Genomic DNA, 25,407 nt, shown 5'->3' on the forward strand with positions numbered 1-25,407 from the left:
TTTCCTCACGCGTCGGCACCCCGCCGATGCCTTCGGAGACATCGCATGTTCGCTCGTCCCTTGTTGCTGGCCACCCTGCTCGGCGGCGCGTTCGCCGGCGCCATGGCCGCCGCGCCCGCGCAGGCGCGCGAAGTGGTGGAACTGTCGGTCCGCACCGCGCCGCCGCCGCCGATCGTGGAACGGGTGGTGGTGCGGCCCGGCTACGTGTGGATGCCCGGCTACTGGCGGTGGAATGGCCACCGCCACGTCTGGGTCGCCGGCCGCTACGTGGTGGAGCGGCCGGGCTACGTCTACGTCGGCCCGCGCTGGGAGCACTACGGCCCGGCCTATCGCTTCCACGCCGGGTACTGGGTCCATCACTGATTCAGCGTCCTGCAGCGCCGCGCGATCGCCGTGCTGGCGGCGCGCGCGGCGGCGTTCCCAATGCCTGCATGGCCGCCCCGCCAAATCCACGCCGCTCCCGCAGGTGCGGCGCCAGCCTCGTCGGGGGGCGCTATTGCGGGAGGGACTTCAGTCCCGACGCATGAAGGTGCCAGGTGGCTTTGTACTTCGCGCGTCGCGGCTGAAGCCGCTCCCACAGATGCGGCTTCAGCCTTGTCGGAGGACTGCACTGTGGGAGGGACTTCAGTCCCGACGACGGAGGGCGTCAGTCGGCGTTCTGCTTCGCCTGTCGCGGCTGCATGACAGTTGACGGCCGCTGCGCTGCGGAGAGACTTCAGTCCGGCGCTTGGGACTGAACGCCGTCGGGGCTGAAGCCCTGCTCCCACACTGCGATCGCATTTGTCGGCGGCCACCACGGGGTGGACAAGGTCCCGACCGGCATCGCTCGCCCACTCGTCTCGTGTGGCGGCCGCCGTCGCCGCCGAGAGCCATCCTGTTCCGCGATCTCAGGCATCGCCCCCGGCCAACGGGCCCTCCTGCCCCGGCGTCGCACAGCGTCACGAGATGCCCGCCCCGCCAGGCCACCACGCCATCGCACCGGCGGGCGGCAATTGCTTTAAAATGCCGCCATCGCGACGCTCAGGGCCTGTTCCGGAACCGTCGCGTTTTTGTTTTGCGCCACCCCCAGGCACGGTCCTGGACCATGGTGCCCGACACCTGCAACGCCAGCGGAGCCCCCATGCTTTTCGAAACGCTAGCCAACACCGGCCACGAACAGGTCGTCTTCTGCCATAACCGCGACGTGGGACTGCAGGCGATCATCGCCATCCACAACACCGTGCTCGGCCCTGCGCTGGGCGGCGTGCGCATGCGCCCCTACGCCAACACCGAGTCCGCCCTGCAGGACGCGCTGCGGCTCAGCCGCACCATGACCTACAAGAACGCGCTGGCCGGGCTCAACATCGGCGGCGGCAAGGCGGTGATCATCGGCGACCCGAAGAGCGACAAGTCCGAGGCGCTGTTCCGCGCCTTCGGCCGCTACGTCGATTCGCTGGGCGGCCGCTACATCACCGCCGAGGACGTCGGCACCGACGTCAACGACATGGAGCAGATCTACCTGGAGACCGAGTACGTCACCGGCGTGCACCAGGTGCATGGCGGCTCCGGCGACCCGGCTCCGTTCACCGCCTACGGCGCGCTGCAGGCGCTGATGGCCTCGCTGCAACGCAAATTCGGCCACGAGGAGATCGGCAAGACCAGCATCGCCGTGCAGGGTCTGGGCCACATCGGCATGGAACTGGTGAAGCTGCTCAAGGAACGCGGCGCCAAGCTGTACGTGACCGACCTGGACCCGGCGCTGGTCGCGCGCGCGGTGGCCGAATACGGCGCCGAAGCGGTGGATCCGGACGACATCTACGACGTCGCCGCCGACGTGCTGGCGCCGTGCGCCCTGGAAAGCGCGCTCGACGAGGCCAAGCTGCCGCGGCTCAAGGTCAAGATCGTCTGCGGCACCGCCAACAACCAGTTGGCCAATCCCGGCGTCGGCGAGGAACTGCACCGCCGCGGCATCCTCTACGCGCCGGACTACGCGGTCAACGCCGGCGGCGTGATGAACGTGTCGCTGGAGATCGACGGCTACAACCGCGAACGCGCGATGCGGCTGATCCGCAGCATGTACCACAACCTCGGCAAGATCTTCGACCTGTCCGAGCGCGAGAACATTCCGCCGCAACAGGCCGCCGACCGCATCGCCGAGGCGCGCATGCAGGCGATCGGCAAGCTCAAGCTGCCGCTGGGCCGCACCGCACCGCGCTCGATGGGCCATCTGCGCGGCGAGTGAGGCACCGTGCCGCCTGCGCCGCAGGCGGTCGGTCGCAGAGGATGCAGGGCCGGGATCCCCCCGACCCTGTCTGATCGACCCCGAACCGGCGCCGCACGCGCCGGACCGGGTCCCCGGACTCAGAAGCCCAGACGATAGCGCAGCGATACCGCACGGTCGTCGCCGCGCGGACCGAAGCGCTGGTCGTAGCCCAGCCCCAGCAGCCCGCCGTTCCAGCGGGTCTGCAGGCTGGCGCCGAACAGGCCGCCCGATCGCGCCGGCTGCAGGTCCACCAGCGGCGCCCAGGCGTTCACGCCGACGAAGCTGGCCTGCCGGTCCAGGCCCTGCGCGGCCAGCGTCTGCTGCCATTCCGCATACCCTTGCAGCGACCAGCCGCGCCCGCCGAAGCCGCCGCGCAGGCCGGCCAGCGCCTGGCTGCGCGAGGAACTGGCGGCACCGGCCATCAGCCCGAAGCCATCGCCGCCCTGTTCGCGGAAGCCATCGCTGTCGATGCGGCTGTAGTCGGCGCCGGCATACGGCGTCAGCCACGCCGGGCCGCGTCCGAGCCGATAACCGACCTCGACACTGGAAGACAGGAAGCGACCGGCGTAGCGGCTGGAGGCGTCGGCGACGGTGTCGCCGAGCAGCAGGCTGCGGTCGAGCTGGCGCTGGTACTGGCCGGTGCCCAGTTGCGCCAGCGCGTAGGCGTCGCCGGCCACCGCGCCGAGATAGGCCTGGCCCTGCACCTGGCGGTTGCGGCTGCGGTCCAGGCTGCCGGCGTCGCTGGCGCGGCTCTCGCCGAAGGCGAAGCCGGCCACCGCGTGGTCGCCCAGCCGCAGATCCTGGCCCATCAGCCAGCCATCGAGCTGGAACGCGCTGCCGGCGAAGCTGCCCTGTCCGGTCTCGCCCAGACGCTGGCTCCAGGCGCCGACCGCGCGTGGCTGGTCGACCAGCGTATCGAAGCGGCTGGACAGTGCGCGCCGCTGCAGGTCCATGGTATCGAAGGTCATCGCGGTGGCCGCGGCATGCGCCTCGCCGGACAGGCTGCGCAGCGTCGCCGACGCCGCCGCCACGCTCGGCGACTGCTGCACCGCGCCGGCCGCCTTGAGCAAGGCCCCGTCGACCGTCGCCGGAGCCTGGCTCAGCTGCGTGTTGAGCTGCGCGAACGCCGCGTCCACGCGCGTCGCCGACGCCAGCGTGGCGGCGCTGATGTTGCCGAAGCTGGCCGCAGCGGCGGTGACGCTCAGCGACTGCACCGTGATCGAGGCGCTGGTGGCGTCGTAGGACAGCGACGAGGTCAGGAACACGTTCGACGGCGTGGTCACCGAGGCGAAGGTGCCGGTAAGCCCGCCGCTGGCCTGCAGCACCGTGTACGCGGTGTTGTTGACCACGTAGTCGCGCTTGCCCAGCACGTACAGCGAACCGCCCTGCAGCACGGCGCTGCCGCCGACCGAGAGCTTGTCGCCGACCAGCAGGGCCAGGCGGCCGTTGCTGCTCTGCACGTAGTTGCCGCTCAGGCTCAGGGTGGCCGCGCCGACCTGGAAGGTGCCGGCATTGGCGACGCTGCCGCCGAGCGCGCCGGTGCCGATGAAGGTCGCGCCGTTGCTGATCGCCACGTTGGAACTGCCGAGGCTGGCCGCGCTGAGCGTGCCGCCCTGCACCTGGGTGTCGCCGCTGTAGGTGTTCTGGGTGCCGCTCAGGGTCAGCGTGCCGCTGCCCTGCTTGATCAGGCCGCCGCTGCCGGCGATGTCGTTGGCCCAGGTCGAGCTGCCGGTGAACCCCACCGTCACGTCGCCCCAGTCGAAGCGGCCCGGCCCCTGCACGGCCTTGCCGACGTTGAGCAGCCCGTAGCCGAAGGTCGCATCCACGCCCGGCGTGCCCAGGTCGGTGGCGGTGCCGAGCAGGGTCTGCCGGACCAGGTCGTTGGTGAAGTACGGGAAGGCCTGCCAGACCAGCGCCGCCGCGCCGGACACCAGCGGCGCCGCGAACGAGGTACCGCTGCCGTAGTAGTAGTCGGGGTTGCTGGTGGAGGTGGTCGCCTTGGGATCGACGAACACCTCGGTACCCGGCGCGACCAGGCAGTAGCGCATCGCCGCGCCGCAGGCGTTGGAATACGAGGCCAGTTGCGTGCCGGTGGTGGAATCGGTGGCCGCCACCACCAGCCAGCCACGCTCCAGGTCCGCCGCCGGCAGCGTGCCGTTGGGGCCGGCCTTGCTGGGCAGCGAGGCGATGTCCGAGGGCGTGGCCTTGGATTCGTTGCCGGCGGCGAACACGACCAGGCCGCCGTTGCCGAGCACGAACGGGCGGTACTCGTCGGCGATGGCGTTGGTCGAGGTCAGGTCGGTCCAGTAGATGCCGCCCCAGGAGTTGTTCATCACCTTGACCCCGGCATTGATCAGGTCCTGGTGCACCTGGGCCAGGCCCAGTCCGCCGCTGACCTGGTTGCCGTTGCCGCTGCCGTCGTCCTTGGGCGGCGTGTCGGAGATGATGCGCGCGGACACGATCTGCGCGCCCGGGGCGATGCCGCCCGGCCACTGCCCGACCGACTTGCCCGCCGCCAGCTGCGCCACGGTGGTGCCGTGGCCGTCGACGTCGTCGACCTTGGTGTTGTTCTGGCTCGGATCGACGTAGATCAGGTTCGACACCACCCGTCCGGCCAACGCCGGATGGTTGCGGTTGACGCCGGTGTCGACCACGCCGATGCGGTAACCGCTGCCGTCGTAGCCGGCGTTGTGCGCGGCCAGCGTATTGGTCAGGGTCAGGTGCGCGTCGAACGCCGGCTGGGGCGGCGGCGGCGAGGTCGGGGGAGGCGACGTCGGCGGCGGCGGTGGGGGTGGCGGCGGCGAGGTCGGAGGCGGCGACGTCGGCGGCGGACTGCCATGGATCAGATTGCCGCCACCGCCACCGCCGCCACCGCACGAGGTCAGCGCAACCGCCACCGCGGCCGCCAGCAGCGACCGTGCCATCAATGCCCGCATGCTCTTCCCCTCTACCCTGATCTGCCGCACCGTCCGGTGCCATTCCCATTCATCGGCCGTCGACGGCGATGACCCACGCCAATCTACACCGAAACATCGCCCGCGGGACGGCCGCGCCGAGTCCCTGCGATTTGGCAGAACCCGCGCCGCGGCAGATAATCGGAATACCACTTTCGTAAGGGTTTGCCATGACCGAGATCGTCATCGCCGCGGCCAAGCGCACCGCCATCGGCGCGTTCCTGGGCCAGTTCAACGGCGTGCCCACGCCGACGCTGGGCGCCGCGGCCATCCGCGCCGCGCTGGAGCAGTCCGGCATCCCCGCCGCCGACGTTTCCGAAGTCATCATGGGCTGCGTACTGCCGGCCAACCTCGGCCAGGCCCCGGCGCGCCAGGCCGCGCGCGCGGCCGGCGTGCCCGACGCCACCGGCGCCACCACCATCAACAAGGTCTGCGGCTCGGGCATGAAGGCGGTGATGCTGGGTCACGACCTGATCAAGGCCGGCTCGGCCAGCATCGTCGTGGCCGGCGGCATGGAATCGATGAGCAACGCGCCGCACCTGCTGCCCAACTCGCGCACCGGCAACCGCTACGGCAACTTCCAGGCGGTCGACCACATGGCCTGGGACGGCCTGACCAATCCCGACGACGGCCAGGCGATGGGCGTGTTCGGCGAGGCCACCGCGGAGAAGTTCGGCTTCAGCCGCCAGGACCAGGACGCGTTCGCGATCGAATCGGTGACGCGCGCACAGGCCGCGCAGCGCGATGGCGCCTTCGCCGACGAGATCGTTGCGGTCGCCGTCGCCACCCGCAAGGGCGAGGTGCAGGTCGACAGCGACGAGCAGCCGGGCAAGTCCGACGTGACCAAGATCCCGGCGCTGAAGCCGGCGTTCAAGAAGGACGGCACGGTCACCGCGGCCAGTTCCTCGAGCATCTCCGACGGTGCCGCCGCGCTGGTGCTGCTGGGCGCCGACGAGGCCGCCCGCCGCGGCGTCGCGCCGCTGGCGCGGATCGTCGGCCACGCGACCTTCTCGCAGGCGCCCGAGTGGTTCACCACCGCGCCGGTGGGCGCGATCCGCAAGCTGCTCGACCAGGTCGGCTGGAGCCTGGACCAGGTCGACCTGTTCGAAATCAACGAAGCCTTCGCGGTGGTGGCGATGGTGCCGATCAAGGAACTGGGCCTGGACCACGCCAAGGTCAACGTGCACGGCGGCGCCTGCGCGCTCGGCCATCCGATCGGCGCCTCCGGCGCGCGCCTGCTGGTGACATTGCTAAATGCGTTGCGCAGCCGTGGCGGCCGCCGCGGAATCGCGACGCTGTGCATCGGTGGCGGTGAAGCGACAGCGGTCGCCATCGAATTGATTTGATTGGGATTAACCCCTGAAACACAAAAATGAATGCGCGTGCGCTTGACAGCCGACTTTGGCTTGTCATCATGTTGAGGGCGCGCATTCGCGCGTTGCCTAACTAAACGACGAGGATAGACACAATGAGCATCAACAAGCTGCTGATCGCAATGGCCCTGGGTCTGGCCCTGGCCGCGTGCTCGAAGCAGGAGCAGGCCCAGGACGCCGCGCAGTCGGCTAACGAAGCCGCCACCGACGCCCAGGCTGCTGCCGACCAGTCGGCTGCCGCCGGCGCCCCGACCGCCGACGCCGCTCAGGCCGCTGCCGACACCGCCGCGACCGCCGCCAACACCGCTGCCGACGCTTCGGCCGCTGCCGGCGCTGCCCCGACCGATGCCGCTGCCGACAAGGCTGCCGACACCGCCAAGGCTGCGGAAGACACCGCCGACAAGGCGAAGGACGCTGCCCAGGAAGCCAAGAAGTAATCACTTCTTGCTTTTTGCAGTCCTGAAAGAGCCGCTGGTCCGCCAGCGGCTTTTTCTTTGCCTGGTGTTTGCCGAGGAGCGCGACCACGGCGCCACCAGCGTGCCGGCACGGCGTGTCCCGAAGGGCGGCGAGTGCAACGACGCATGCACGTCCGCCTCGCGCGAATGCCGCACCGTTTTCCGCCGCTGACGTCGCCTTGCAAACGCGCTTCTTCTGCATGATTTGTCGGCGCCATTGCGTCGCCGTCGCGTTGTGCGCATGCGCGCTGTCCGCATGACCCACACCACGCGCCGCACCGCCGCCAGCGGCCACGCGACCTGCTGGACGCCCACGGTGAGCGACGCTGTCGATGCGCACTGCCGCTACGCGTCGCGCACGTGCGGGCATGTACGCGCCGACGCCGGGCATCTGCATTGCCCGCATCGTCGGCATACGACCGCGACGGCGTGCATCGCCGTGTCCGGCTCCGCACTCGCGGCACCTCCCCAACCAGCGGCACCGCCTTCCTGAACACTGTCCAGCGCCAGGGCCCCGCCTTGACGCAGGCTGCATGCGCGCCCACCTAGGCTGCGCCGCGTCACCCACCCGTGGACGGAGAAGCCGCATGAACAAGACCCCGATCGTCGCCCTGCTGGGCGCCCTCGCACTGGCCGGCTGCCAGGGTCCCGAATCGCAACAGGCGCAGCGCGACGCCAAGGTCGCCGCCGAGCAGACCGGCGAGGCCGCCAAGGAGGCCGCAGGCCAGGTCGCGCAGGCCGGGCGCGAAGTCGCCGCCGACGCACGCGACGCCGCGCACCGTGCCGCCAACTCCGATGCGGTGCAGGATGCCTCGGCCGCAGCCAAGGAAATGGCGGCCGATGCCAGCGAGGCCACCGCCCAGGCCGCGCAGAAGGTCGCCGACAAGGCCCGCGAGAACGCCAACGAAGATCCGCACAACGGCGACCGCGAGCATCGTTGAGTCGCACGCCGCTCCCGCTCGTGCGGGGGCGGCACCTGCGGCGCAACTGGTGTCGTGCGGCGCAGCAGCCAGCCAGGTCTTTTTGTGACGCCGGTCCAAGGCGCTTGCGCCGTCACAGTAGACTTTTGCGATGCCGATCCTTCTTCGCGTGCGGGCCAGGACCCGCCTAGCCCTCCTGTTCTCCGCCGCGGTTTTCGTGCTGATCGGCTTCGGTGTCTTCACCGGCGCGCAGCGCGCCATCTCCGATGCCGAGCGTGTCGCCCATACCCACGAAGTCCTGCGCAACATCGACGAGGTGCAAGCCACCTTGCTGATGACCGAGTCCTCGCTGCGTGGCTACGAACTGACCAACAACCAAGCCTTCCTGACCCTCTATTACGACAGTACCGAGCGCGTGCCGCGGCAACTGGCGCAACTGCGCAAACTGGTCTCCGACAATCCCGTCCAGGTCGCCAATGTGCAGACGCTGGAGCAACTGATGAACACGCGCCTGACGCAGATGCGGCAGATGCTCGCGGTGTATGAGCGCGACGGCCTGGAAGCGTTGCAGCGGGCGATGGCGCCCAACGTGTATCAGAGTTCCAGCGCGATCCGCGACCAGGTGCAGCAGATGACCGACGTGGAACAGCACTTGCTGCAGCGTCGCGACCTGTCCAACCAGCGCAGCGCAGATCTGCTGCGGGCGCTGGCCCTGGCCGGCATTCCGTTCGGCCTGGGCAGCGTCGGCGTGGTCTACGCGCTGCTGTTCCGCGAACTGCGCAACCGCAGCAACGCCGAACAGGCCGCCTCGGTCGCCAACGAGAAGATGGAAACCAGCATCGCCGAGCTGGAGCGCACCAGTGCCGACCTCAACGCCCTCAGCCGCTATACCGGCCTGCTGCAGAGTTGCGTGGAGCCGGCCGAGGCACTGACGGTGACCGCACGCCTGCTCGCCGCGCTGATGCCCGATACCGGCGGCAGCGTCTACCTGCTGCGCGCCTCGCGCGACCGCGCCGAGGAGATCGTCAGTTGGGGCCAGCCGCCGGTCGGCAGCGAGCCGGCCGTGGCGCCGCAGGACTGCTGGGCCTTGCGTCGCGACAAGAGCCATTTCGTGCACGCACAGGGCCACGACTCGGCCTGCGCGCACCTGCGCGAGGATCCCTACGCCGCCGGCGCCAGCACCGCCTGCATTCCCCTGTCCGCGCAGGGCACGCAATTGGGCTTCGTGTTCCTGGCCGGGCGCGGCACCGGTCCGCTGCCGCGCATCGCCATCGCCGAGGCCGCGGCCGAGCAGTTGTCGCTGGCGTTGAGCAACCTGCGCCTGCGCGAGTCGCTGCGCCTGCAGTCGATCCGCGACCCGCTCACCGGCCTGTTCAACCGGCGCTACCTGGAAGAATCGCTAAACCACGAACTGGCCCGTTGCGGACGCCGGCAGATGCCGCTGTCGCTGCTGATGCTGGACGTGGACCATTTCAAGCAGTTCAACGACCTGCACGGCCACGGCGGCGGCGACGCCCTGCTGGCCGCGGTCGGGCAGATGCTGTCGACGCGGCTGCGCGGCGAGGACATCGCCTGCCGCTACGGCGGCGAGGAGTTCACGGTGATCCTGCCGGAGACCGGGCCGGAACAGGCGCAGGCCATCGCCGAACAGATCCGCGGCGCCGCCCAGCAATTGAGCGCGACCGTCGACGGCAAGGCGCTGCCGGCGGTGACCATGTCGATCGGCGTGGCCAGCTATGCGCGCGACGGCGTGGTCGCCACCACCCTGCTGCGCAAGGCCGATGCGGCGCTGTACCGGGCCAAGCGCTGCGGCCGCAACCAGGTGCAGGCCTACGACCCGGCGCTGGACGGCATGGGCTGAACCGGCGGCGGTCGCGGTCGGGCGGCCGTTTTGAAGAAAGCGTCACAAAACCGACGCGATAGAGCGGCGATAGTCGCGCTTCCCCCGACTGGAGACGACAGCCCATGTCCATCTGGAAAGACCAGGGTCCCGCGCGCAAGGATGGCCTGCCGCCCGTTCCCAGTAACGGCGCACTGCCGCCGGAGCCGCGCCCGCCGGGCGATGCCGCCCCGGGCGAACCGCTCGCCGCGGTCGCGGCCGCCGCCCCTGCCGCCCGCGCCGCTGCGCCGGCACCCGCCGCGAAGGAATCGCTGATCGCCGCCGACATCAGCATCGAGGGCAAGATCGAGGGTACCGGGCACATCCGCATCGCCGGCAAGTTCAAGGGCGACGTCAACGTGCAGGGCGATCTCACCATCGAGACCGGCGCCAAGCTCAGCGGCGGCGTGCGCGCCGACAAGGTGGTCATCGCCGGCGAGTTGGAAGGCAACATCGAATCCGCCTCGCGGGTGGAACTGCTCGCCTCCGGCGCACTGATCGGCGACGTCAAGGCCGGCTCGCTGACGGTGGCCGCCGGCTCGCGCATGCGCGGCCAGGCCGACTTCGGCTGGGACGACGACAAGCACGCCCGCAAGGGCGGCAAGCCCGCGGAGTCCGACGCCGGCGCATGAGCAGCCCGCGTCCCGGCAGTCCGGGGGCGACCCGGACCTGCCCGCACTGCAAGGCCACCATTCTCGAAAGCGCCAGTGTCTGCCCGGCGTGCAAGCACCATCTGCGCTTCGATTCGGCGGTGCTGCAGCAGTCGGCGCCGTCGGCGCTGGTGCCGCTGCGGGTGGAGGGCAGCATCCGCCACCCGGACGACGGCAGCGCGTGGGAATACACCGTGTTGGTCAGCATCCGCAACGGCCGCGGCGAGGAAATCAAGCGCCAATTGGTCGGCGTCGGCGCCATGCTCGACGGCGAGGAACGCAGCTTCACGCTGTCGGTGGAGGCGACGCCGGTGCGTGGGGGGAAGCGCGGCAGGCATTAGCGCCTGCGGCGCTGGGATTGGGGATTGGGGATTGGGGATTCGTAAGAGCCTGGCCCCTCTCCCACCGGGAGAGGGGTTGTTGGGGTGAGGGTGCGTCTGCGCGACGACGGTGATCGCTGCAGTTGCTGCCTGGCTACGTGAGCGGCCGTACCCTCATCCGCCCCTTCGGGGCACCTTCTCCCGGAGGGAGAAGGAAGCGCCGGCTAGTTTTTCCACACGTCGAGGGCGCGCTGGCCCCCCATAGCGCAGCCCAAGGCATCGCAGAAGCGAGCCCCTCTCCCTCCGGGAGAGGGGTTGGGTGAGGGTACGGCCGCGCGACGCCGGTGATCGCTGCAGTTGCTGCCTGGCTACGTGAGCAGCCGCACCCTCATCCGCCCCTTCGGGGCACCTTCTCCCGATGGGAGAAGGAAGCGCCGGCTAGTTTTTCCACACGTCGAGGGCGCGCTGGCCCCCATAGCGCAGCCCAAGGCATCGCAGAAGCGAGCCCCTCTCCCACCGGGAGAGGGGTTGGGGTGAGGGTACGGCTGTGCGACGCCGGTGATCACTGCACTTGCTGCCTGGCTACATTGGCAGCCCGCACCCTCATCCGCCCCTTCGGGGCACCTTCTCCCGATGGGAGAAGGAAGCGCCGGCTAGTTTTTCCACACGTCGAGGGCGCGCTGGCCCCCATAGCGCAGCCCAAGGCATCGCAGAAGCGCCCCCCTCTCCCTCCGGGAGAGGGGTTGGGGTGAGGGTGCGTCTGCGCGACGACGGTGATCGCCGCAGTTGCTGCCTGGCTACGTGAGCTAGGCCGTACCCTCATCCGCCCCTTCGGGGCACCTTCTCCCGATGGGAGAAGGAAGCGCCGGCTAACTCATTTCCCACCTGGCGAAGGCGCGATGGGTCGCCATGCCGCACGCCTACGGCAAGGCACGCACCAGCAGTTCCTCGACCGGTACACCCGGCTCCAGCGTGCCGAACGCCAGGCCGTGCGCGCCGGCCAAGCGGCTGCGCACGAACGCGGTGGCGGCTGGGCTGGCGCTGCGCAGCAGGAGCGCGGCCTGCAAGGTCAGCGCAATGCGTTCGGCGAGGCGCCGTGCGCCGTACTCGTCCGCCTCGACGTTGCCGGCCAGCGGCGCGCGCAGTGCGTCCAGCGCCGCGTCGTACGCCGGGTCGCTGCCGGCTGCGGTCTGCAGCTCCGCCAGGACCGCGGCCGCGCTGGCCGGCTCGCGCGCCAGCGCACGCAGCACGTCCAGGCACTGGATGTTGCCGCTGCCCTCCCAGATCGAATTCAGCGGTGCCTGCCGGTACAGCCGCGGCAGGATCGACTCCTCGACGTAACCGGCGCCGCCCAGGCATTCCTGCGCCTCGTTGACGAAGGCCGGCGCGCGCTTGCACAGCCAATACTTGCCCAGCGCGGTGGCGATGCGCGCGAATGCCGCTTCCGACGCATCGACGTCGGCCGCGTCCACCGCACGCGCCACCCGCAGCGCGAACGCGGTGGCGGCTTCCGATTCCAGGGCCAGATCGGCCAGGACGTTGCGCATCAGCGGCTGCTCGACCAGGCGCTTGCCGAACGCGATGCGATGCCGCGCGTGGTGCAACGCCTGCGCCAGCGCCATGCGCATCTGCGCTGCGGCGGCGAGCATGCAGTCGAGCCGGGTCAGCATCACCATGCCGATGATCCGCGCCACCCCGCGCCCTTCCTCGCCGACCCGCTGCGCCCAGGCGCCGGCGAATTCCACTTCGCTGGACGCGTTGGACCAGTCGCCCAGCTTGTCCTTCAGCCGCATCAGCCGCAGCGCGTTGAGCCGGCCATCGGGCAGGCGCCGCGGCAGCAGGAAGCAGGTCAATCCACCCGGTGCCTGCGCCAGCACCAGGAAGCCGTCGGACATCGGCGCGGAGAAGAACCACTTGTGCCCAACCAGGCTGTACGCGCCATCGCCGTCCAGCAGCGTGGCGACGGTGGCGTTGCTGCGCACGTCCGAGCCGCCCTGCTTTTCGGTCATGCCCATGCCCAGGGTGATGCCGGCCTTGTCGGCGATCGGCACATCGCGCGGGTCGTAGCGCGGCGCGGCCGCCTTGTCGGCCCACTCACGCAAGGCAGGGTCCTGGCGCAGCACCGCGACCGCGGCGTGGGTCATGGTCAGCGGGCAACTGGTGCCGGCTTCGGCCTGGTGGTGCAGGTAGCTGAGCGCGGCGCGCGCCACATGCGCGCCCGGTTGCGGGCGGTGCCAGGACAGGCCGGCCACACCATGGCGCTTGGCCGCGTCCAGCAACTGGTGATAGGCCGGATGGAATTCGACCGTATCGATGCGGTGACCGTAGCGGTCGTGTGTGCGCAGCCGCGGACGGTCGCGGTTGGCGTCGAAGCCGAGCCGGTACAGCGTGTCGCCGGCCAGCGCGCCGTACTGCGCGAGCGCCGCGGCGAAGGCGTCGCCGCCTTCGCGTGCGATGGCAGCGCGCAGCACCACGTCGTCGGCCCACAGATCGCGCGGTTCGAACGGCGGCGGCTGGTTGTCGACCGTATGCGTGGCGAACGCGGGCAGGTCCGTGTGCATGCATCTCCCTCCCAGAAGCGCTGCACGCATTGTGGCCGATCCATCGCGCCGCCGCGAACGCGCGCGGCGGATTCTCATCTCCTGCACACCGGCTTGGACACAGTGGCGCCCATGCCGAATGTCGCTTCCCAGGACCTGGTGGTGCTGCGCCCGGAAGGGCTGTATTGCCCCGCCGGCGACTTCCATATCGATCCCTGGCGGCCGGTGCCGCGCGCGGTCATCACCCACGGCCACGGCGACCATGCGCGCTCGGGCATGGGCGAATACCACTGCGCCGCCGCCGGCCTGCCGATCCTGCGCTGGCGCCTGGGCGAGCAAGCCTATCGCGCCTACGACTACGGCACCCGCTTCACCCTCGGCCGCGCGCAGGTGTCGCTGCATCCGGCCGGGCACGTGCTCGGCTCGGCGCAGGTGCGCATCGAGGTCGACGGTGAGGTCTGGGTCGCCTCGGGCGACTACAAGCGCCAGCCCGATCCGACCTGCGCGCCGTTCGAGGTGGTGCGTTGCGATACCTTCATCACCGAGGCCACCTTCGCCCTGCCGGTGTACCGCTGGCCGGACACCAGTGAGGTCGCGCGCGAGATCATCGCCTGGCGCCGCGAGTGCGGCGCGCGCGGCGAGGCGGCCGTGCTGTTCTGCTATGCGCTGGGCAAGGCGCAGCGCGTGCTCGCCGAACTGCAACCCTGGGATGATCAGCCGGCGCTGCTGCACGGCGCGGTGGCGGCCGGCGTGGCGGTGTACCGCGAGGCCGGCGTGGCGATGCTGGACACGCGCACCGTGTCCGAACTGGACAAGCGCGCCGACTATGCCGGGCAACTGGTGCTGGCACCACCGTCGGCCGCCGGCAGCCCGTGGCTACGTCGCTTCCGCCATGCGCAACTCGGCTTCGCCTCGGGCTGGATGCGGCTGCGCGGCAACCGCCGCCGGCGCAACTACGACCGCGGCTTCGTGGTCTCCGACCACGCCGACTGGCCGGACCTGCTGCGCACCATCGACGAGACCGGAGCGCGCCGCGTGATCGCCACCCACGGCAACACCGACGCGATCATCCGCGCCCTCAACGAACGTGGCGTCGCCGCCGAGGCGTTCCGCACCGATTACGGTGGCGAGGAATGAAACGCTTCGCCGCGCTGTACCGGCAACTGGACCAGAGCACCGCGACGCTGGACAAGCGCGCGGCACTGGTGGCGTACTTCGAGCAGGCGCCGCCGGCCGATGCGGCCTGGGCGATCTGGCTGCTCAGCGGCGGCAAGCTGCGGCGCATCGCCAACACCCGCGAACTGCGAGAGTGGATCGCGCAGGAAAGCGGCCTGCCCGGCTGGCTGGTGGACGACAGCTACGACCACGTCGGAGATCTGGCCGAAACGCTGACCCTGCTGCTCGACGATCCGGCCGAAACCCCGGACCCGGCGCCATTGCGCGACTGGATCGAAGAGCGCCTGCTGCCGGTGGCGGCGCAGGACGACGCCGCGCGCCGCGCCGCGGTGGTGGCCGGCTGGCACAGCCTGGCCTTCGACGAGCGCCTGCTGTTCAACAAGCTGCTGACCGGCGCGCTGCGGGTGGGCGTGTCGCAGCGGCTGGTGCAGCAAGCCTTGGCGGCGATGTCCGGGATCGACATTGCACGCATTGCACAGCGCATGCTCGGCGCCTGGTCGCCGACGCCGCAGGCGCTGGAGCAACTGCTGTCCGACGAGGTGCTGCCCAGCGACCGCCAGCAGCCCTACCCGTTCTTCCTGGCCTCACCGCTGGAAGCCGAGGCCGCCACGCTCGGCGCGCTCGACGACTGGCTGCTGGAATGGAAATGGGACGGCATCCGCCTGCAACTGATTCGCCGCGACGGCGAAGTGGCGCTGTGGTCGCGCGGCGAGGAACGCCTGGACGGCCGCTTCCCGGAGATCGAAGCGGCCGCGGCGACGCTGCCGCGCGATGCGGTGATCGACGGCGAACTGCTGGTCTGGCGCGAGGGCGAGTCCGCGCCACTGCCGTTCACCGCGCTGCAGACCCGCATCCAGCGCCGCAAGCCTGGTGCCAAGACCCTGGCCGATACGCCGGCGCGGGTGCTCGCCTACGACCTGCTGGAACTGGACGGCCAGGATCTGCGCGAGCAGCCACTGCAGCAGCGCCGCGCGCAGTTGCAAACGTTGCTGGAAGCGCACGCCGATCCGCGCCTGGCGCTGTCGCCGCAGGTGCAGGCCGCGACATGGGAGCAGGCGGCGGCGGTGCGCGAGGATGCGCGCACGCGCGGCGTGGAAGGATTGATGCTCAAGCGCGCCACTTCGTCCTACCAGTCCGGCCGCCGCCGTGGCGACTGGTGGAAATGGAAGGTGGCGCCGCTGACCATCGACGCGGTGCTGCTGTACGCGCAGGCCGGCCACGGCCGGCGCAGCACGCTGTACACCGACTACACCTTCGGCCTGTGGGACGGCGAACAGTTGGTGCCCGTCGCCAAGGCGTACTCGGGGCTGGACGACAGCGAGATCCTGGCGCTGGACCGCTGGATCCGCGCGCACACCACCGAACGCTTCGGCCCGGTGCGCGCGGTGACGCCGTACCAGGTGTTCGAGCTCGGCTTCGAGGCGGTGAATCGCAGCAGCCGGCACAAGTCCGGCATCGCCGTGCGCTTCCCGCGCATCCTGCGCTGGCGCCACGACAAGCCGTTCGCCGAGGCCGACCGCTTGAGCACGCTGCAGGCGCTGGCGCGATGAGCGCAGCCGCAGTGCGTCGGCGCCCGGCCGATGCGCCGCTGTACGCCTGGTTCGCGCGGCAGGGCTGGCAACCGCTGCCGTTCCAGCGCGCGCTGTGGGGGCATTACCTGGACGGCGGCTCCGGTCTGCTGCATACGCCCACCGGCAGCGGCAAGACCCTGGCTGCATTCGGCGGCCCGTTGTTGGAGGGCCTGCGTGCGCAGGCCGCGGCACAGGCGGCCGCAGCAAAAAAGAAGCCCGCCCCCGGCAAGGGCGCAAACGCGACCGCCAAGACCGTATCGCCGCCGCGCACGCGCCGGCAGGCGCAACGCGACCTCAAGGTGCTGTGGATCACCCCCTTGCGCGCGCTCGCCGCCGACACCGTACGTGCGCTGCGCGAACCGGCGCAGGCGCTGGGCCTGGACTGGCAGATCGGCCTGCGCACCGGCGACGCCAGCGCCCGCGACAAGCGCCTGGCGCGCAGCGGCAAGCTCGACGTGCTGGTGACGACGCCCGAATCGCTGGCGCTGCTGCTGTCCTACCCCGACACCGCGCCGCAACTGGCGACGTTGCGCTGCGTGATCGTCGACGAGTGGCACGAACTGCTCGGCAACAAGCGCGGCGTGCTGCTGCAGCTGTGCCTGGCGCGGCTGCGCGGCTGGGCGCCGACGCTGCGCACCTGGGGCCTGTCGGCCACGCTCGGCAACCTGGACGAAGCGCGCGACGTGCTGCTGCCGCACCTGCCGCAGGCGCCGATCGTGGCCGGGGTCAAGCCGCGCACGCTGACCCTGGAGACGCTGGCACCCGCGGTCGGCGAGCGCTTCCCCTGGGCCGGGCATCTTGGCCTGGCGCAATTGCCAAGGGTGCTGGAAAAACTCTTCGCGGTGCGCACCAGCCTGCTGTTCACCAACACCCGCGCGCAGGCCGAGCTGTGGCACCAGGCGCTGACCTCGGTGTGGCCGGAAGAGGCGCACACGCTGGCGCTGCACCACGGCTCGCTGGACCCGGCGCTGCGCAGCGCCGCCGAGCAAGGCCTGCGCGACGGCAGCCTGCGTTGCGTGGTGGCGACCTCGAGCCTGGACCTGGGCGTGGATTTTCCGGCCGTCGACCAGGTGCTGCAGATCGGCAGCCCCAAGGGCGTGGCGCGGCTGCTGCAACGCGCCGGCCGCGCCAAGCACCGCCCCGGCGAGGCCGGCCACGTGCTGTGCGTGCCCTCGCACGCGCTGGAACTGGTCGAGTACGCCGCCGCGCGCCGCGCCATCGCCCATGGCCGCATCGAATCGCGGCCGTCGCCGCGGTTGTCGCTGGACGTGCTGGCACAGCACTGCATCACCTGCGCACTGGGCGGCGGCTTCGCTGCCGACGCGCTGTACGCCGAAGTGCGCGGCACCGCCGCCTTCGCCGCGCTGGATGCGCCGACCTGGCAGGCGGTGCTGGAGTTCGTCGTGCAGGGCGGACGCGCGCTGGCGCAATACCCTGACTACCGCAAGGTGGTGCTGGACGCGGACGGCCTGTACCGCGTGCACGACCGCCGCATCGCCCTGCGCCATCGCTTGTCGATCGGCACCATCACCAGCGACGGCAGCGTCGCGGTGCGCTTCCTGCGCGGCGGCCGGCTCGGCGCGGTGGAGGAACAGTTCGTCGGCCGCCTGCGCCGCGGCGACCGCTTCCAGTTCGCCGGGCGCCTGCTGGAACTGGTGCGGCTGGAGGACATGACCGCCTACGTGCGCCTGGCCAAGGGCGGCGACGGCAGCGTGCCGAAATGGATGGGCGGGCGCATGCCGCTGTCCTCGGAACTGGGCCGCGAAGTGGAAGCGGTGTTCGCCGATCCGCGCGGCGAGGCCGAGCTGCGCGCGCTGGCGCCGCTGCTCGGCCTGCAGCGCGCGCTGTCGAACCTGCCGGCGCCGCAGCGGCTGCTGGCCGAGCGCGTGCGCGCCCGCGACGGCCAGCACCTGTTCGTGTATCCGTTCGCCGGCCGCCAGGTGCACGAAGGCCTGGCCGCGCTGCTGGCGCTGCGCTGGGGTCGGCGGCAGCGCAACACCTTCAGCTTCGCCGCAAACGACTACGGCCTGGTGCTGTCGCCGGCGGAGGACGCGCCGATCGATGCGACGCTGCTGCGCGCGCTGCTGAGTCCGGCGCAGTTGTTCGAGGATCTGCGCGAGAGCCTCAACCTGGGCGAACTGGCGCGGCGCCAGTTCCGCGAGATCGCCCGCGTCGCCGGCCTGCTACCGCCCAGCCTGCCCGGCCGCCTGCCGCGCAGCCTGCGCCAACTGCAGGCGTCCAGCGGCCTGCTGTACGACGTGCTGAGCCGCTTCGATCCCGAACACCTGCTGCTGGCGCAGGCCGAGCGCGAGGTGCTGCAGGGCGAGATGGAACTGACCCGGCTCGCCGCCACCCTGGACGACTGCGCCGCGCGCGAGCTGGCGCTGCACAGCCCGCGCAGCCTCACGCCACTGGCGTTCCCGCTGTGGGCCGAGAGCATCCGCGGCCAGCTCAGCACCGAGGACTGGAAGGCGCGGGTGATGCGCGCGGCGGCACAACTGGAGCAGCGCCATGCGCGCTGAACTGGACTGGCGGCTGGCCGGCGAACCGATGCGCCTGCTCGGCGATCGCGCACTGTACTGGCCGGCGCGGCGGCGGCTGCTGATCGCCGACCTGCACCTGGGCAAGGCCGACGTCTTCCGCCGTGCCGGCATCGGCCTGCCGCGCGGCGGCACGGCGCTCGACCTGGCGCGGCTGTCGGCCTTGCTGCAGGCGCAGGACGCGGCGGAACTGTGGATCCTCGGCGACGTGCTGCATGGCGCTGCAGCCGATGCCGACTGGCAGCGGCAATGGCATGCCTGGCGCGCGCAGCATCCGCAGCTGCGCGTGGCCGCGATCACCGGCAACCACGACCGCGCCCTCGCCGGCGCCGGGCTGGACATCGCGCCGCTCGGCACGCAGGTGGAGGACGGCCCGTTCGTGCTGCGCCACGATCCGGCCACCGATGCGCAGCGCCACGTGCTGTGCGGGCACCTGCACCCGCTGGTCAAGCTGCCCGGGCTGCGTCCGCGCTGGCCGGCGTTCTGGCTGCGCGAGGGCATGACCGTGCTGCCGGCGTTCTCGCACTTCACCGCGGGCGTCGCCCCGGTGCTGGCACAAGGCGAGCGCCTGGTCGCCTGCGTCGAAGGCGCGGCCTTGGCGCTGCCGGTGGCGACGGCGTAGGTCGGGCGCGGCGGCTGGTCGATCATCGACACACACATCGAGGCCGCATCACCTTGTGGGAGGGACTTCAGTCCCGACGCGACCAACTGAAGTGTGTCGGGGCTGAAGCCCCTCCCACACAGGATTGGCGAATTGCGGCACGACAATGTTGTAGTGCAAAAACAGAACAACCGCGGAACCACGGATGCCCTGCCACCTGTCGTAGGAGCGGCTTCAGCCGCGACCGGGCTTTACCGTGAAAGCCAGGTCGCGGCTGAAGCCGCTCCTAAAACACCACGGCACCATCGCCGTCGGACCACGCTCGCTACGTCGCGCTCTGCACGCGCAGCCACGCGGCGAATCATCGAAGCTCGCGTCCAACCGCGTCCGCGACCTCACCGCCTACGGCAGCGACGCGCGTCGCGCCACCGCGTCCTGCAACGCCTCGAGAAACTCCGGTGCCAGCGACAACTTGCCGAACCAGCCGTGCTGGGTGCCGCTGAGCACGCGCAGCATGTGCCCGCGCCCGCCGGGCATGCGCCCTGCCGGCAACATGCCCACGTCGCGCAGCCGCGCCACCACGTCGCGCTCGGACTGGAACAGCGGGGTCAGCCAGCGGCTCCAGAACTGGTACACCGCCACGTGCGCCTGGCGCTGCGCCTGGTAGCGCGCCAGCGCCGCGTCGATGTCCGGCGCGGCGCGCAGGCTCTCGCGCAATGCCCAGGCATCCATCAGTGCCATGTTGACGCCCTGCCCCAGCTGCGGGCTCATCGCATGCGCCGCGTCGCCGGCCAGGACCAGGCGGCCGCGGTACCAGTGCCGCTGCACCGCATCGCGGTAGCTGGCCCGCGCCAGTTGCGCCGGCGCGTCGATCTGCGCCAGGCGTTCGCGCGCCTGCGGCCACAACTGCGCGATCTCCTCCAGCCACGGCTGCACGCCGCGCGCCTGCCAGGCATCGAACTCGGCGGTCGGCAGGCTCCAGAAGAAACTCACCCGCGGCTCGGCATCGCCCGGGCGGGTGCCCACCGGCAGCAGACCGATCATCTTGCGCGCGGCGACGTAGCGCTGGCGCAGTTCGTCGGCGAACGCCCAGTCGCCGCGCGGCAGCAGGCACCACAGCGCGCCCCACGGATACACCCGGTCCAGCCGCGTCGCCTGCACCTGCGCGCGCAGCGCCGAGGCCGAGCCGTCGCAGGCGATCACCAGGTCGAACGGCCCGTGCCAGCGGCCGTGCTGGTCCTGCACCCGGCGCAGCGTGTCGTCGATGGCGACGATGCGCGTATCGCGCTGCAGCGTGGCGTAGCCGTCCCAGGCCTGCGCCAGCAGGGCGAACAAGGCGCCGCGCTGCATGCCCAGCCCGAACAGGCGCGCCTCCAGGTCGCGGTAGCGCATGTCCATCACCGCGCGACCGCACGGGGTCTCGCCATACAGGCGGTGCACCGGCGCGCCGTAGGCCAGGGCCTGATCGAGTAGGCCGATCCGCCACAGCACCTGCAGGCCGGTCGGCTGCAGCAGGAAACCGGCACCGACCGGCCCGGGCTGCGCCGCACGCTCGAACACCTGCACGCGGTGCCCGTCGCGCGCCAGCAGCAGCGCCAGCGTCTGGCCCGCCGTGCCGTAACCGACGATCCCGATCTGCAGTCCTTGCTTCATTGCCTCCACCGCCTGCCGACGCCGACACCACGGCGTCTCCCATAAAAAACCCCGCCGAAGCGGGGTTCAAGGCACAACCGAGTCAACGCGAGCGCTTACTCGACCGGCGTGATATTCGAGGCTTGCGCGCCCTTCGGACCCTGGGTCACGTCGTAGCTGACACGCTGTCCTTCCTGCAGGCTGCGGAAGCCCTTGGAGTTGATCGCGGAGAAGTGCGCGAACACATCGGCGCTACCGTCTTCCGGAGAAATAAAACCAAATCCCTTGGCGTCGTTGAACCACTTGACGGTACCGTTCGGCATGGTGATGCGAGACCTTTTGCAGTGAATGGGTGGTGGTTGTGCGGCAGCCGCACCGGCGGAGTATGCAAAGCTTGCGCAACGAAGACAATCACCCGCGCGCCAGTTCCCCCACCAGCTCCGGCAGCCCGACCGAGGCCGCCTCGACATTGGCCAGCACCTCGGCCAGGGTGATTTCCTCGGCGTCGCCGCAGCCGGCCGCCCAGTTGGCCACGATCGCCAGGCAGGCGTAGTCCAGGCCCAGCTCGCGCGCCAGCCCGGCTTCGGGCATGCCGGTCATGCCGACCAGGTCGCAACCGTCGCGGCGCAGCCGCGCGATCTCGGCGATGGTTTCCAGGCGCGGCCCCTGGGTGGCGGCGTAGCAGCCGCCGTCCACGAGGGTGGTGCCGGTGACGCGCGCGGCGGCGAGGATCTTGCTGCGCAGCAGCGGCGAATACGGATGGCCGAAATCCACGTGCAGCACCTCGCTGCCCGGCTCTTCGCACAGGGTGGAGATGCGCCCCCAGGTGTAGTCGATGAGCTGGTCCGGGCAGGCCAGCACGCGCGGGCCGAAGCGCTCGGTGATGCCGCCCACCGTGTTCAACGCGAGCACGCGCGTGGCGCCGATCTGCTGCAACGCAGCAAGGTTGGCGCGGTAATTGATCTTGTGCGGCGGCAGCGAATGGCCTTCGCCATGGCGGGCCAGGAAGGCGACGCGGTGGCCGAGCAGCGTGCCGACCCGCACCGGGCCGGAAGGCGCGCCGTAGCGCGTCTCGACCTCGTGGGTCTGCACGTCGTCGAGCTGCGCGAGCTTGTAGACGCCGGTGCCGCCGATGACGGCCAGTGCGATGTTGTCCATGCGGATCCTCGAACGAAAGGGAACGCCTGCGCCGGCGACGCGCGCCGGCAGCGGGGAACGGCAGCAACGCAGGCAAGGCTGGCTCGCCTGCCCCGCTTACTCCTTCATCGCGTAGATCGCCGGCAGGTTGCGCAGGGCCTCGTTGACGTCCATGCCGAAGCCGAACACGTAGCGGTCCGGCACCTCGACGCCGACATAGTCGGCGCTGACCCCGGGCACGCAGCGGTCGTGGCGCTTGACCGTCAGCGCGGCGATGCGCACGTCGGTGGCGCCCTGCTCCAGGCACCACTCGCGCACTGCCTTCAGGGTCAGGCCTTCGTCGAGGATGTCGTCGAGCAGCAGCACGCGGCGGCCGTACAGCGCGGTGGCCGGGCGGTGCTTCCACACCAGCTCGCCGCCGACGGTCTCGCCGCGGTAGCGGGTGGCGTGCAGGTAGTCCAGCTGCAGGTCCTGGCCGCGGCTGCCCAGTTCCAGCGCCAGCTGGCCGGCGAACGGCAGCGCGCCGTGCATGATGGTCAGGTAGACCGGGATTTCGCCACGGTAGTCGGCGGCGATGGCGTCGGCCATCTGGGCGATGGCCTGGTCGATGCTGTTGCGATCGACCAGCAGGTCGGCCTGGGCCAGGGCCTGGGCGATGGTGAGAGTGGACATCAGGCGGTTTTTCCGAAGGTGGAGAGCAGATGGGATTGGGTGTGGCCATAGCGGGCGTCGGCCAGCAGGCCGTCCCAGCCAAGGCCGCCGCGGCCGATCAGGCCGAGCAGCGCGGCGGTGTTGAGCGGGCGGTCGCGCACGGCCTGCAGCGAGTCTTCGACCAGTTCCGGATGGCAGACCAGGACCACGTCGCAGCCGGCGTCCAGGTGCGCGGTGACCCGCGCGGCGACGCCGCCGGCGGCGAACGAGGCGGCCATGCCGATGTCGTCGGAGAACACCACGCCGCGGAAGCCCAGCTCCTGGCGCAGGATCTGCTGGATCCAGCGCGGCGAGTAGCCGGCCGGTTCCGGCGCCACCTGCGGGTAGACCACGTGCGCCATCATCACCGCATCGGCGCCGGCGGCGATGCCGGCGGCGAACGGCACCAGGTCTTCCTGGCGCAGGGTGTTCAGCGAACGCGGGTCCTCGGCGTTGTCGACGTGGGTATCCTCGAGCACGGTGCCGTGGCCGGGGAAATGCTTGAGGGTGGCGCCCATGCCGACGCTGTGCATGCCACGCACATAGGCCGCGGCGAAGGCCGCGACCACCTGTGGGTCGTCGCTGAAGGCGCGGTCGCCGATGGCGCGGTTGCCGCGTGCCAGGTCCAGCACCGGGGCGAAGCTGAGGTCGATGCCGCTGGCGCGGATCTCGCTGGCCATCAGCCAGGCGTGCTGCTCGGCCATCTCCAGCGCCGCGGCCGGATCGCGCGCGTACAGCGCACCGAAATCCTGCAGCGGCGGCAGTGCGCTGTAGCCCTCGCGGAAACGCTGCACGCGCCCGCCTTCCTGGTCCACGCAGAGCAGCAGCGGCCGCGGCGTGGCGGCGCGGATCGCCGCACTCAACTCGGTCACCTGCGCGCGCGAGGCGAAATTGCGTTTGAACAGGACCACGCCGGCCACCGCATCGTGCTGCAGCCAGTCGCGCTCCTGCGCGGTGAGTTCGGTACCGGCAACGCCGATCGCGAGCATGCGGGGGATTCCTCCTGCCGGCGCGGTTCAGGCGCCTGTGGGCCGGCATTGTCGCAGATGCCGGCGTCGGCGGCAGGTCGCCCCTCTGTCAGCCGACACGTCTCGGTAATGAACGCGTGCGGGCTGTGGCGCACGCGGCGACGCGCGGCGCAACAGGGCCGGGCCGCGCTGCGGTTCGCCCGGTCCACGCGCACCAGGCGGCCTTGCGGCCAGTTGTCTGGCTGGCGTGGCCGGCACGCGCGGGAGCCGGGAGACGCCCGCGGCGAGCTGGCATGGGCCGCAGCAGGATGCGCACCACCGCGGGCCGCCCTCGCCTCCTGTGACGCTGGCTGGCGCGCCCTCACGGCGAGCCCAACGTACAGCGCGCGACGTCCTAGACCGCGCAGCCGTCCGGGCCGCAGTCGTGGCCCGCCTGGGCTTCAGCGAGCAGGCCACGCACGGTGGCGGCGAACACCTCCGGCGGCTGCGCGCCCTGCAGCGCCTGGCGGCCATCGATGACGTAGGTGGGCACCGCGCGGATGCCCATGGCCTGCGCCTGCTGCAGCTCCGCCTCGATCTCGTCCAGCCCCTCGTCGCCGGCCAGCAGCGCCCGCACCCGCGCCGCCGACAGCCCGCCGGCGGCGCCGGCATCGCACAGCGTCTGCGGATCGGCCAGGTTGCGGCCCTCGGCGAAGTGCGCATGGAACAGCGCCTCGGCGACCGCGTCGGCGTCGCCCTCGCGCGCGGCCAGCCACAGCAAACGGTGCGCCGGCAGCGTGGTCACCCGCACCTGCCCGCGACCGAAGTCGAACGGCAGGCCTTCGGCCCGCGCGGTGGCCTGGGTCTGCGCCAGAATCTGCTCGGTGCGCGCCGCACCGCCGAACTTGGTCGCATAGGCCTCGCGCAACGGCACCGGCTCGGTGCCGGCGTCCGGATCGAGCTGATACGGATGCCAGTGGACCTCCAGCGCCGGCGCATCCGCGCCGAGCGACGCAAGACCTTGCTGCAACCGGCGCTTGCCGATCCAGCACCAGGGGCAGACCACGTCGGACCAGATATCGATGCGCATGAGCGGGGATTCGGGATTGGTGATTCGGGATTGGCAAAAGCATAAGCCCGATCGCCGCGAGAAGCGGGGATTCGGGATTCGGGATTCGGGATTCGCAAAAGCGGGCCGCGTGCGGTGTTTGGCTTTACGCTTTTGCCAATCCCGAATCCCCACTACCCAATCCCTGCCATTCGCAGAATGGACACGTCGCCAGCGCCACGTTGTAGTACCGCGGGTCGTCGGTGACCTCGGCGCCGAGCCAGTCCGGCTTGGCGAACGCATCGTCGGCGCTGTCCAGTTCGATCTCGGCGACCACCAGCCCGGCGTTGTCGCCGAGGAACTCGTCCACTTCCCACAGGTGTCCCTGGTGCTGCACGAGATGCCGGCGCTTGTCGATCAACCCGCCCACGCACAGCGCCAGCAGCGCGCGCGCATCGGCCAGCGGAATCGGATACTCGAACTCCTGGCGGGTATGCCCGAGCTCGCGCGACTTGAGGTTGAGAAACGCCTCCTCGCCCTGCACCCGCACCCGCACCGACGCCTTCTGCGCCCCGCTGGCCAGCGCCGCCTGGTCGTTGAGATAGCCCTGCGCCATCGGAATCACCGCATGCGCCGCCGCGCGCCAGCCGTCGTGGGTGACGAGGAATTTGCGTTCGATTTCGATGGCCATGGGAATCGGGAATGGGGAAAGGAGAATGGAAGAAGCTTAAA

22 protein-coding genes are annotated in these 25,407 nt (G+C 70.8%); 13 read left to right on the top strand and 9 right to left on the bottom strand.

Features of this window, described 5'->3' with window-relative positions; all coding sequences use genetic code 11:
• Nucleotides 1–45 precede the first annotated feature (45 nt).
• Complete coding sequence (locus PG878_RS14750; RefSeq protein ID WP_244672660.1) at nt 46–363, top strand: YXWGXW repeat-containing protein; 318 nt, start codon at nt 46–48, stop codon at nt 361–363.
• Between the two features lie 757 nt (nt 364–1,120).
• Entirely contained in the window at nt 1,121–2,221 is a 1,101-nt protein-coding gene (locus PG878_RS14755) for a Glu/Leu/Phe/Val dehydrogenase dimerization domain-containing protein (protein WP_209031640.1), read from the top strand.
• Nucleotides 2,222–2,340: 119 nt separating this feature from the next.
• On the opposite strand, the gene PG878_RS14760 is transcribed toward PG878_RS14755, so the two are convergent.
• Complete coding sequence (locus PG878_RS14760) at nt 2,341–5,166, bottom strand: autotransporter serine protease (RefSeq protein ID WP_244663861.1); 2,826 nt, start codon at nt 5,164–5,166, stop codon at nt 2,341–2,343.
• A gap of 200 nt (nt 5,167–5,366) precedes the next feature.
• Here PG878_RS14760 and PG878_RS14765 point away from each other — a divergent pair, with 200 nt between their 5' ends.
• From PG878_RS14765 to PG878_RS14795, 7 genes are all read left to right on the top strand, one after another.
• Nucleotides 5,367–6,542, top strand: a complete 1,176-nt coding sequence (locus PG878_RS14765; protein ID WP_010342299.1) for a thiolase family protein — start codon at nt 5,367–5,369, stop codon at nt 6,540–6,542.
• Between the two features lie 122 nt (nt 6,543–6,664).
• Complete coding sequence (locus PG878_RS14770) at nt 6,665–7,006, top strand: hypothetical protein (RefSeq protein ID WP_160948354.1); 342 nt, start codon at nt 6,665–6,667, stop codon at nt 7,004–7,006.
• Nucleotides 7,007–7,013: 7 nt separating this feature from the next.
• A complete protein-coding gene (locus tag PG878_RS14775) occupies nt 7,014–7,196 on the top strand; it encodes a hypothetical protein (protein ID WP_209031638.1) in 183 nt (60 codons plus the stop codon).
• A gap of 415 nt (nt 7,197–7,611) precedes the next feature.
• A complete protein-coding gene (locus PG878_RS14780) occupies nt 7,612–7,965 on the top strand; it encodes a hypothetical protein (protein ID WP_010342297.1) in 354 nt (117 codons plus the stop codon).
• Nucleotides 7,966–8,095: 130 nt separating this feature from the next.
• Nucleotides 8,096–9,805 carry a diguanylate cyclase gene (locus tag PG878_RS14785; RefSeq protein WP_209031637.1) on the top strand — a complete coding sequence of 570 codons (1,710 nt, stop codon included), beginning with the start codon at nt 8,096–8,098 and terminating at the stop codon, nt 9,803–9,805.
• Between the two features lie 104 nt (nt 9,806–9,909).
• Nucleotides 9,910–10,455: a bactofilin family protein gene (locus tag PG878_RS14790; protein ID WP_209031636.1), complete on the top strand. Its 546-nt coding sequence runs from the start codon at nt 9,910–9,912 to the stop codon at nt 10,453–10,455.
• Complete coding sequence (locus tag PG878_RS14795) at nt 10,452–10,814, top strand: hypothetical protein (RefSeq protein WP_010342294.1); 363 nt, start codon at nt 10,452–10,454, stop codon at nt 10,812–10,814. The genes PG878_RS14790 and PG878_RS14795 overlap by 4 nt, the downstream gene beginning before the upstream one ends.
• 899 nt (nt 10,815–11,713) lie before the next feature.
• Here the strand turns inward: PG878_RS14795 and PG878_RS14800 are convergent.
• Nucleotides 11,714–13,369, bottom strand: coding sequence for an acyl-CoA dehydrogenase family protein (locus tag PG878_RS14800; protein ID WP_425611782.1), 1,656 nt, complete (start codon nt 13,367–13,369; stop codon nt 11,714–11,716).
• Nucleotides 13,370–13,465: 96 nt separating this feature from the next.
• Here PG878_RS14800 and PG878_RS14805 point away from each other — a divergent pair, with 96 nt between their 5' ends.
• Genes PG878_RS14805 through pdeM form a run of 4 tightly spaced genes read left to right on the top strand, consistent with a single transcriptional unit; the run spans nt 13,466 to nt 19,242 of the window.
• On the top strand, nt 13,466–14,470 hold the full coding sequence (locus PG878_RS14805; protein WP_209031634.1) for a ligase-associated DNA damage response exonuclease: 1,005 nt from the start codon (nt 13,466–13,468) through the stop codon (nt 14,468–14,470).
• Nucleotides 14,467–16,059, top strand: a complete 1,593-nt coding sequence (locus tag PG878_RS14810; RefSeq protein ID WP_209031633.1) for an ATP-dependent DNA ligase — start codon at nt 14,467–14,469, stop codon at nt 16,057–16,059. The genes PG878_RS14805 and PG878_RS14810 overlap by 4 nt, the downstream gene beginning before the upstream one ends.
• Nucleotides 16,056–18,602, top strand: coding sequence for a ligase-associated DNA damage response DEXH box helicase (locus PG878_RS14815; RefSeq protein ID WP_209031632.1), 2,547 nt, complete (start codon nt 16,056–16,058; stop codon nt 18,600–18,602). Before PG878_RS14810 ends, PG878_RS14815 begins: the two co-directional genes overlap by 4 nt.
• Entirely contained in the window at nt 18,592–19,242 is a 651-nt protein-coding gene (gene pdeM, locus PG878_RS14820; RefSeq protein ID WP_209031631.1) for a ligase-associated DNA damage response endonuclease PdeM, read from the top strand. The genes PG878_RS14815 and pdeM overlap by 11 nt, the downstream gene beginning before the upstream one ends.
• 381 nt (nt 19,243–19,623) lie before the next feature.
• Here pdeM and PG878_RS14825 read toward each other — a convergent pair whose 3' ends face one another.
• The 7 genes from PG878_RS14825 to PG878_RS14855 form a co-directional block, all read right to left on the bottom strand.
• Nucleotides 19,624–20,874 carry an FAD-dependent oxidoreductase gene (locus PG878_RS14825; RefSeq protein WP_209031630.1) on the bottom strand — a complete coding sequence of 417 codons (1,251 nt, stop codon included), beginning with the start codon at nt 20,872–20,874 and terminating at the stop codon, nt 19,624–19,626.
• A 95-nt stretch (nt 20,875–20,969) separates the two neighbouring features.
• Nucleotides 20,970–21,176: a transcription antiterminator/RNA stability regulator CspE gene (gene cspE, locus PG878_RS14830; protein WP_003488188.1), complete on the bottom strand. Its 207-nt coding sequence runs from the start codon at nt 21,174–21,176 to the stop codon at nt 20,970–20,972.
• 88 nt (nt 21,177–21,264) lie between these two features.
• Entirely contained in the window at nt 21,265–22,011 is a 747-nt protein-coding gene (locus PG878_RS14835) for an S-methyl-5'-thioinosine phosphorylase (protein WP_244672659.1), read from the bottom strand.
• A gap of 96 nt (nt 22,012–22,107) precedes the next feature.
• Nucleotides 22,108–22,662, bottom strand: coding sequence for a hypoxanthine-guanine phosphoribosyltransferase (locus PG878_RS14840; RefSeq protein WP_209031629.1), 555 nt, complete (start codon nt 22,660–22,662; stop codon nt 22,108–22,110).
• The gene (gene nagZ, locus PG878_RS14845; RefSeq protein WP_209031628.1) at nt 22,662–23,669 is read right to left on the bottom strand and encodes a beta-N-acetylhexosaminidase; all 1,008 of its coding nucleotides are present in this window, start codon (nt 23,667–23,669) and stop codon (nt 22,662–22,664) included. The genes PG878_RS14840 and nagZ overlap by 1 nt, the downstream gene beginning before the upstream one ends.
• A gap of 373 nt (nt 23,670–24,042) precedes the next feature.
• Nucleotides 24,043–24,717: a DsbA family oxidoreductase gene (locus PG878_RS14850; protein WP_209031627.1), complete on the bottom strand. Its 675-nt coding sequence runs from the start codon at nt 24,715–24,717 to the stop codon at nt 24,043–24,045.
• Nucleotides 24,718–24,841: 124 nt separating this feature from the next.
• On the bottom strand, nt 24,842–25,366 hold the full coding sequence (locus PG878_RS14855) for a CYTH domain-containing protein (RefSeq protein WP_209031626.1): 525 nt from the start codon (nt 25,364–25,366) through the stop codon (nt 24,842–24,844).
• Nucleotides 25,367–25,407 lie beyond the last annotated feature (41 nt).

Origin of the sequence: Xanthomonas hawaiiensis (assembly GCF_031834635.1) — a bacterium.
Taxonomy (GTDB): Bacteria; Pseudomonadota; Gammaproteobacteria; order Xanthomonadales; family Xanthomonadaceae; genus Xanthomonas_A; species Xanthomonas_A sacchari.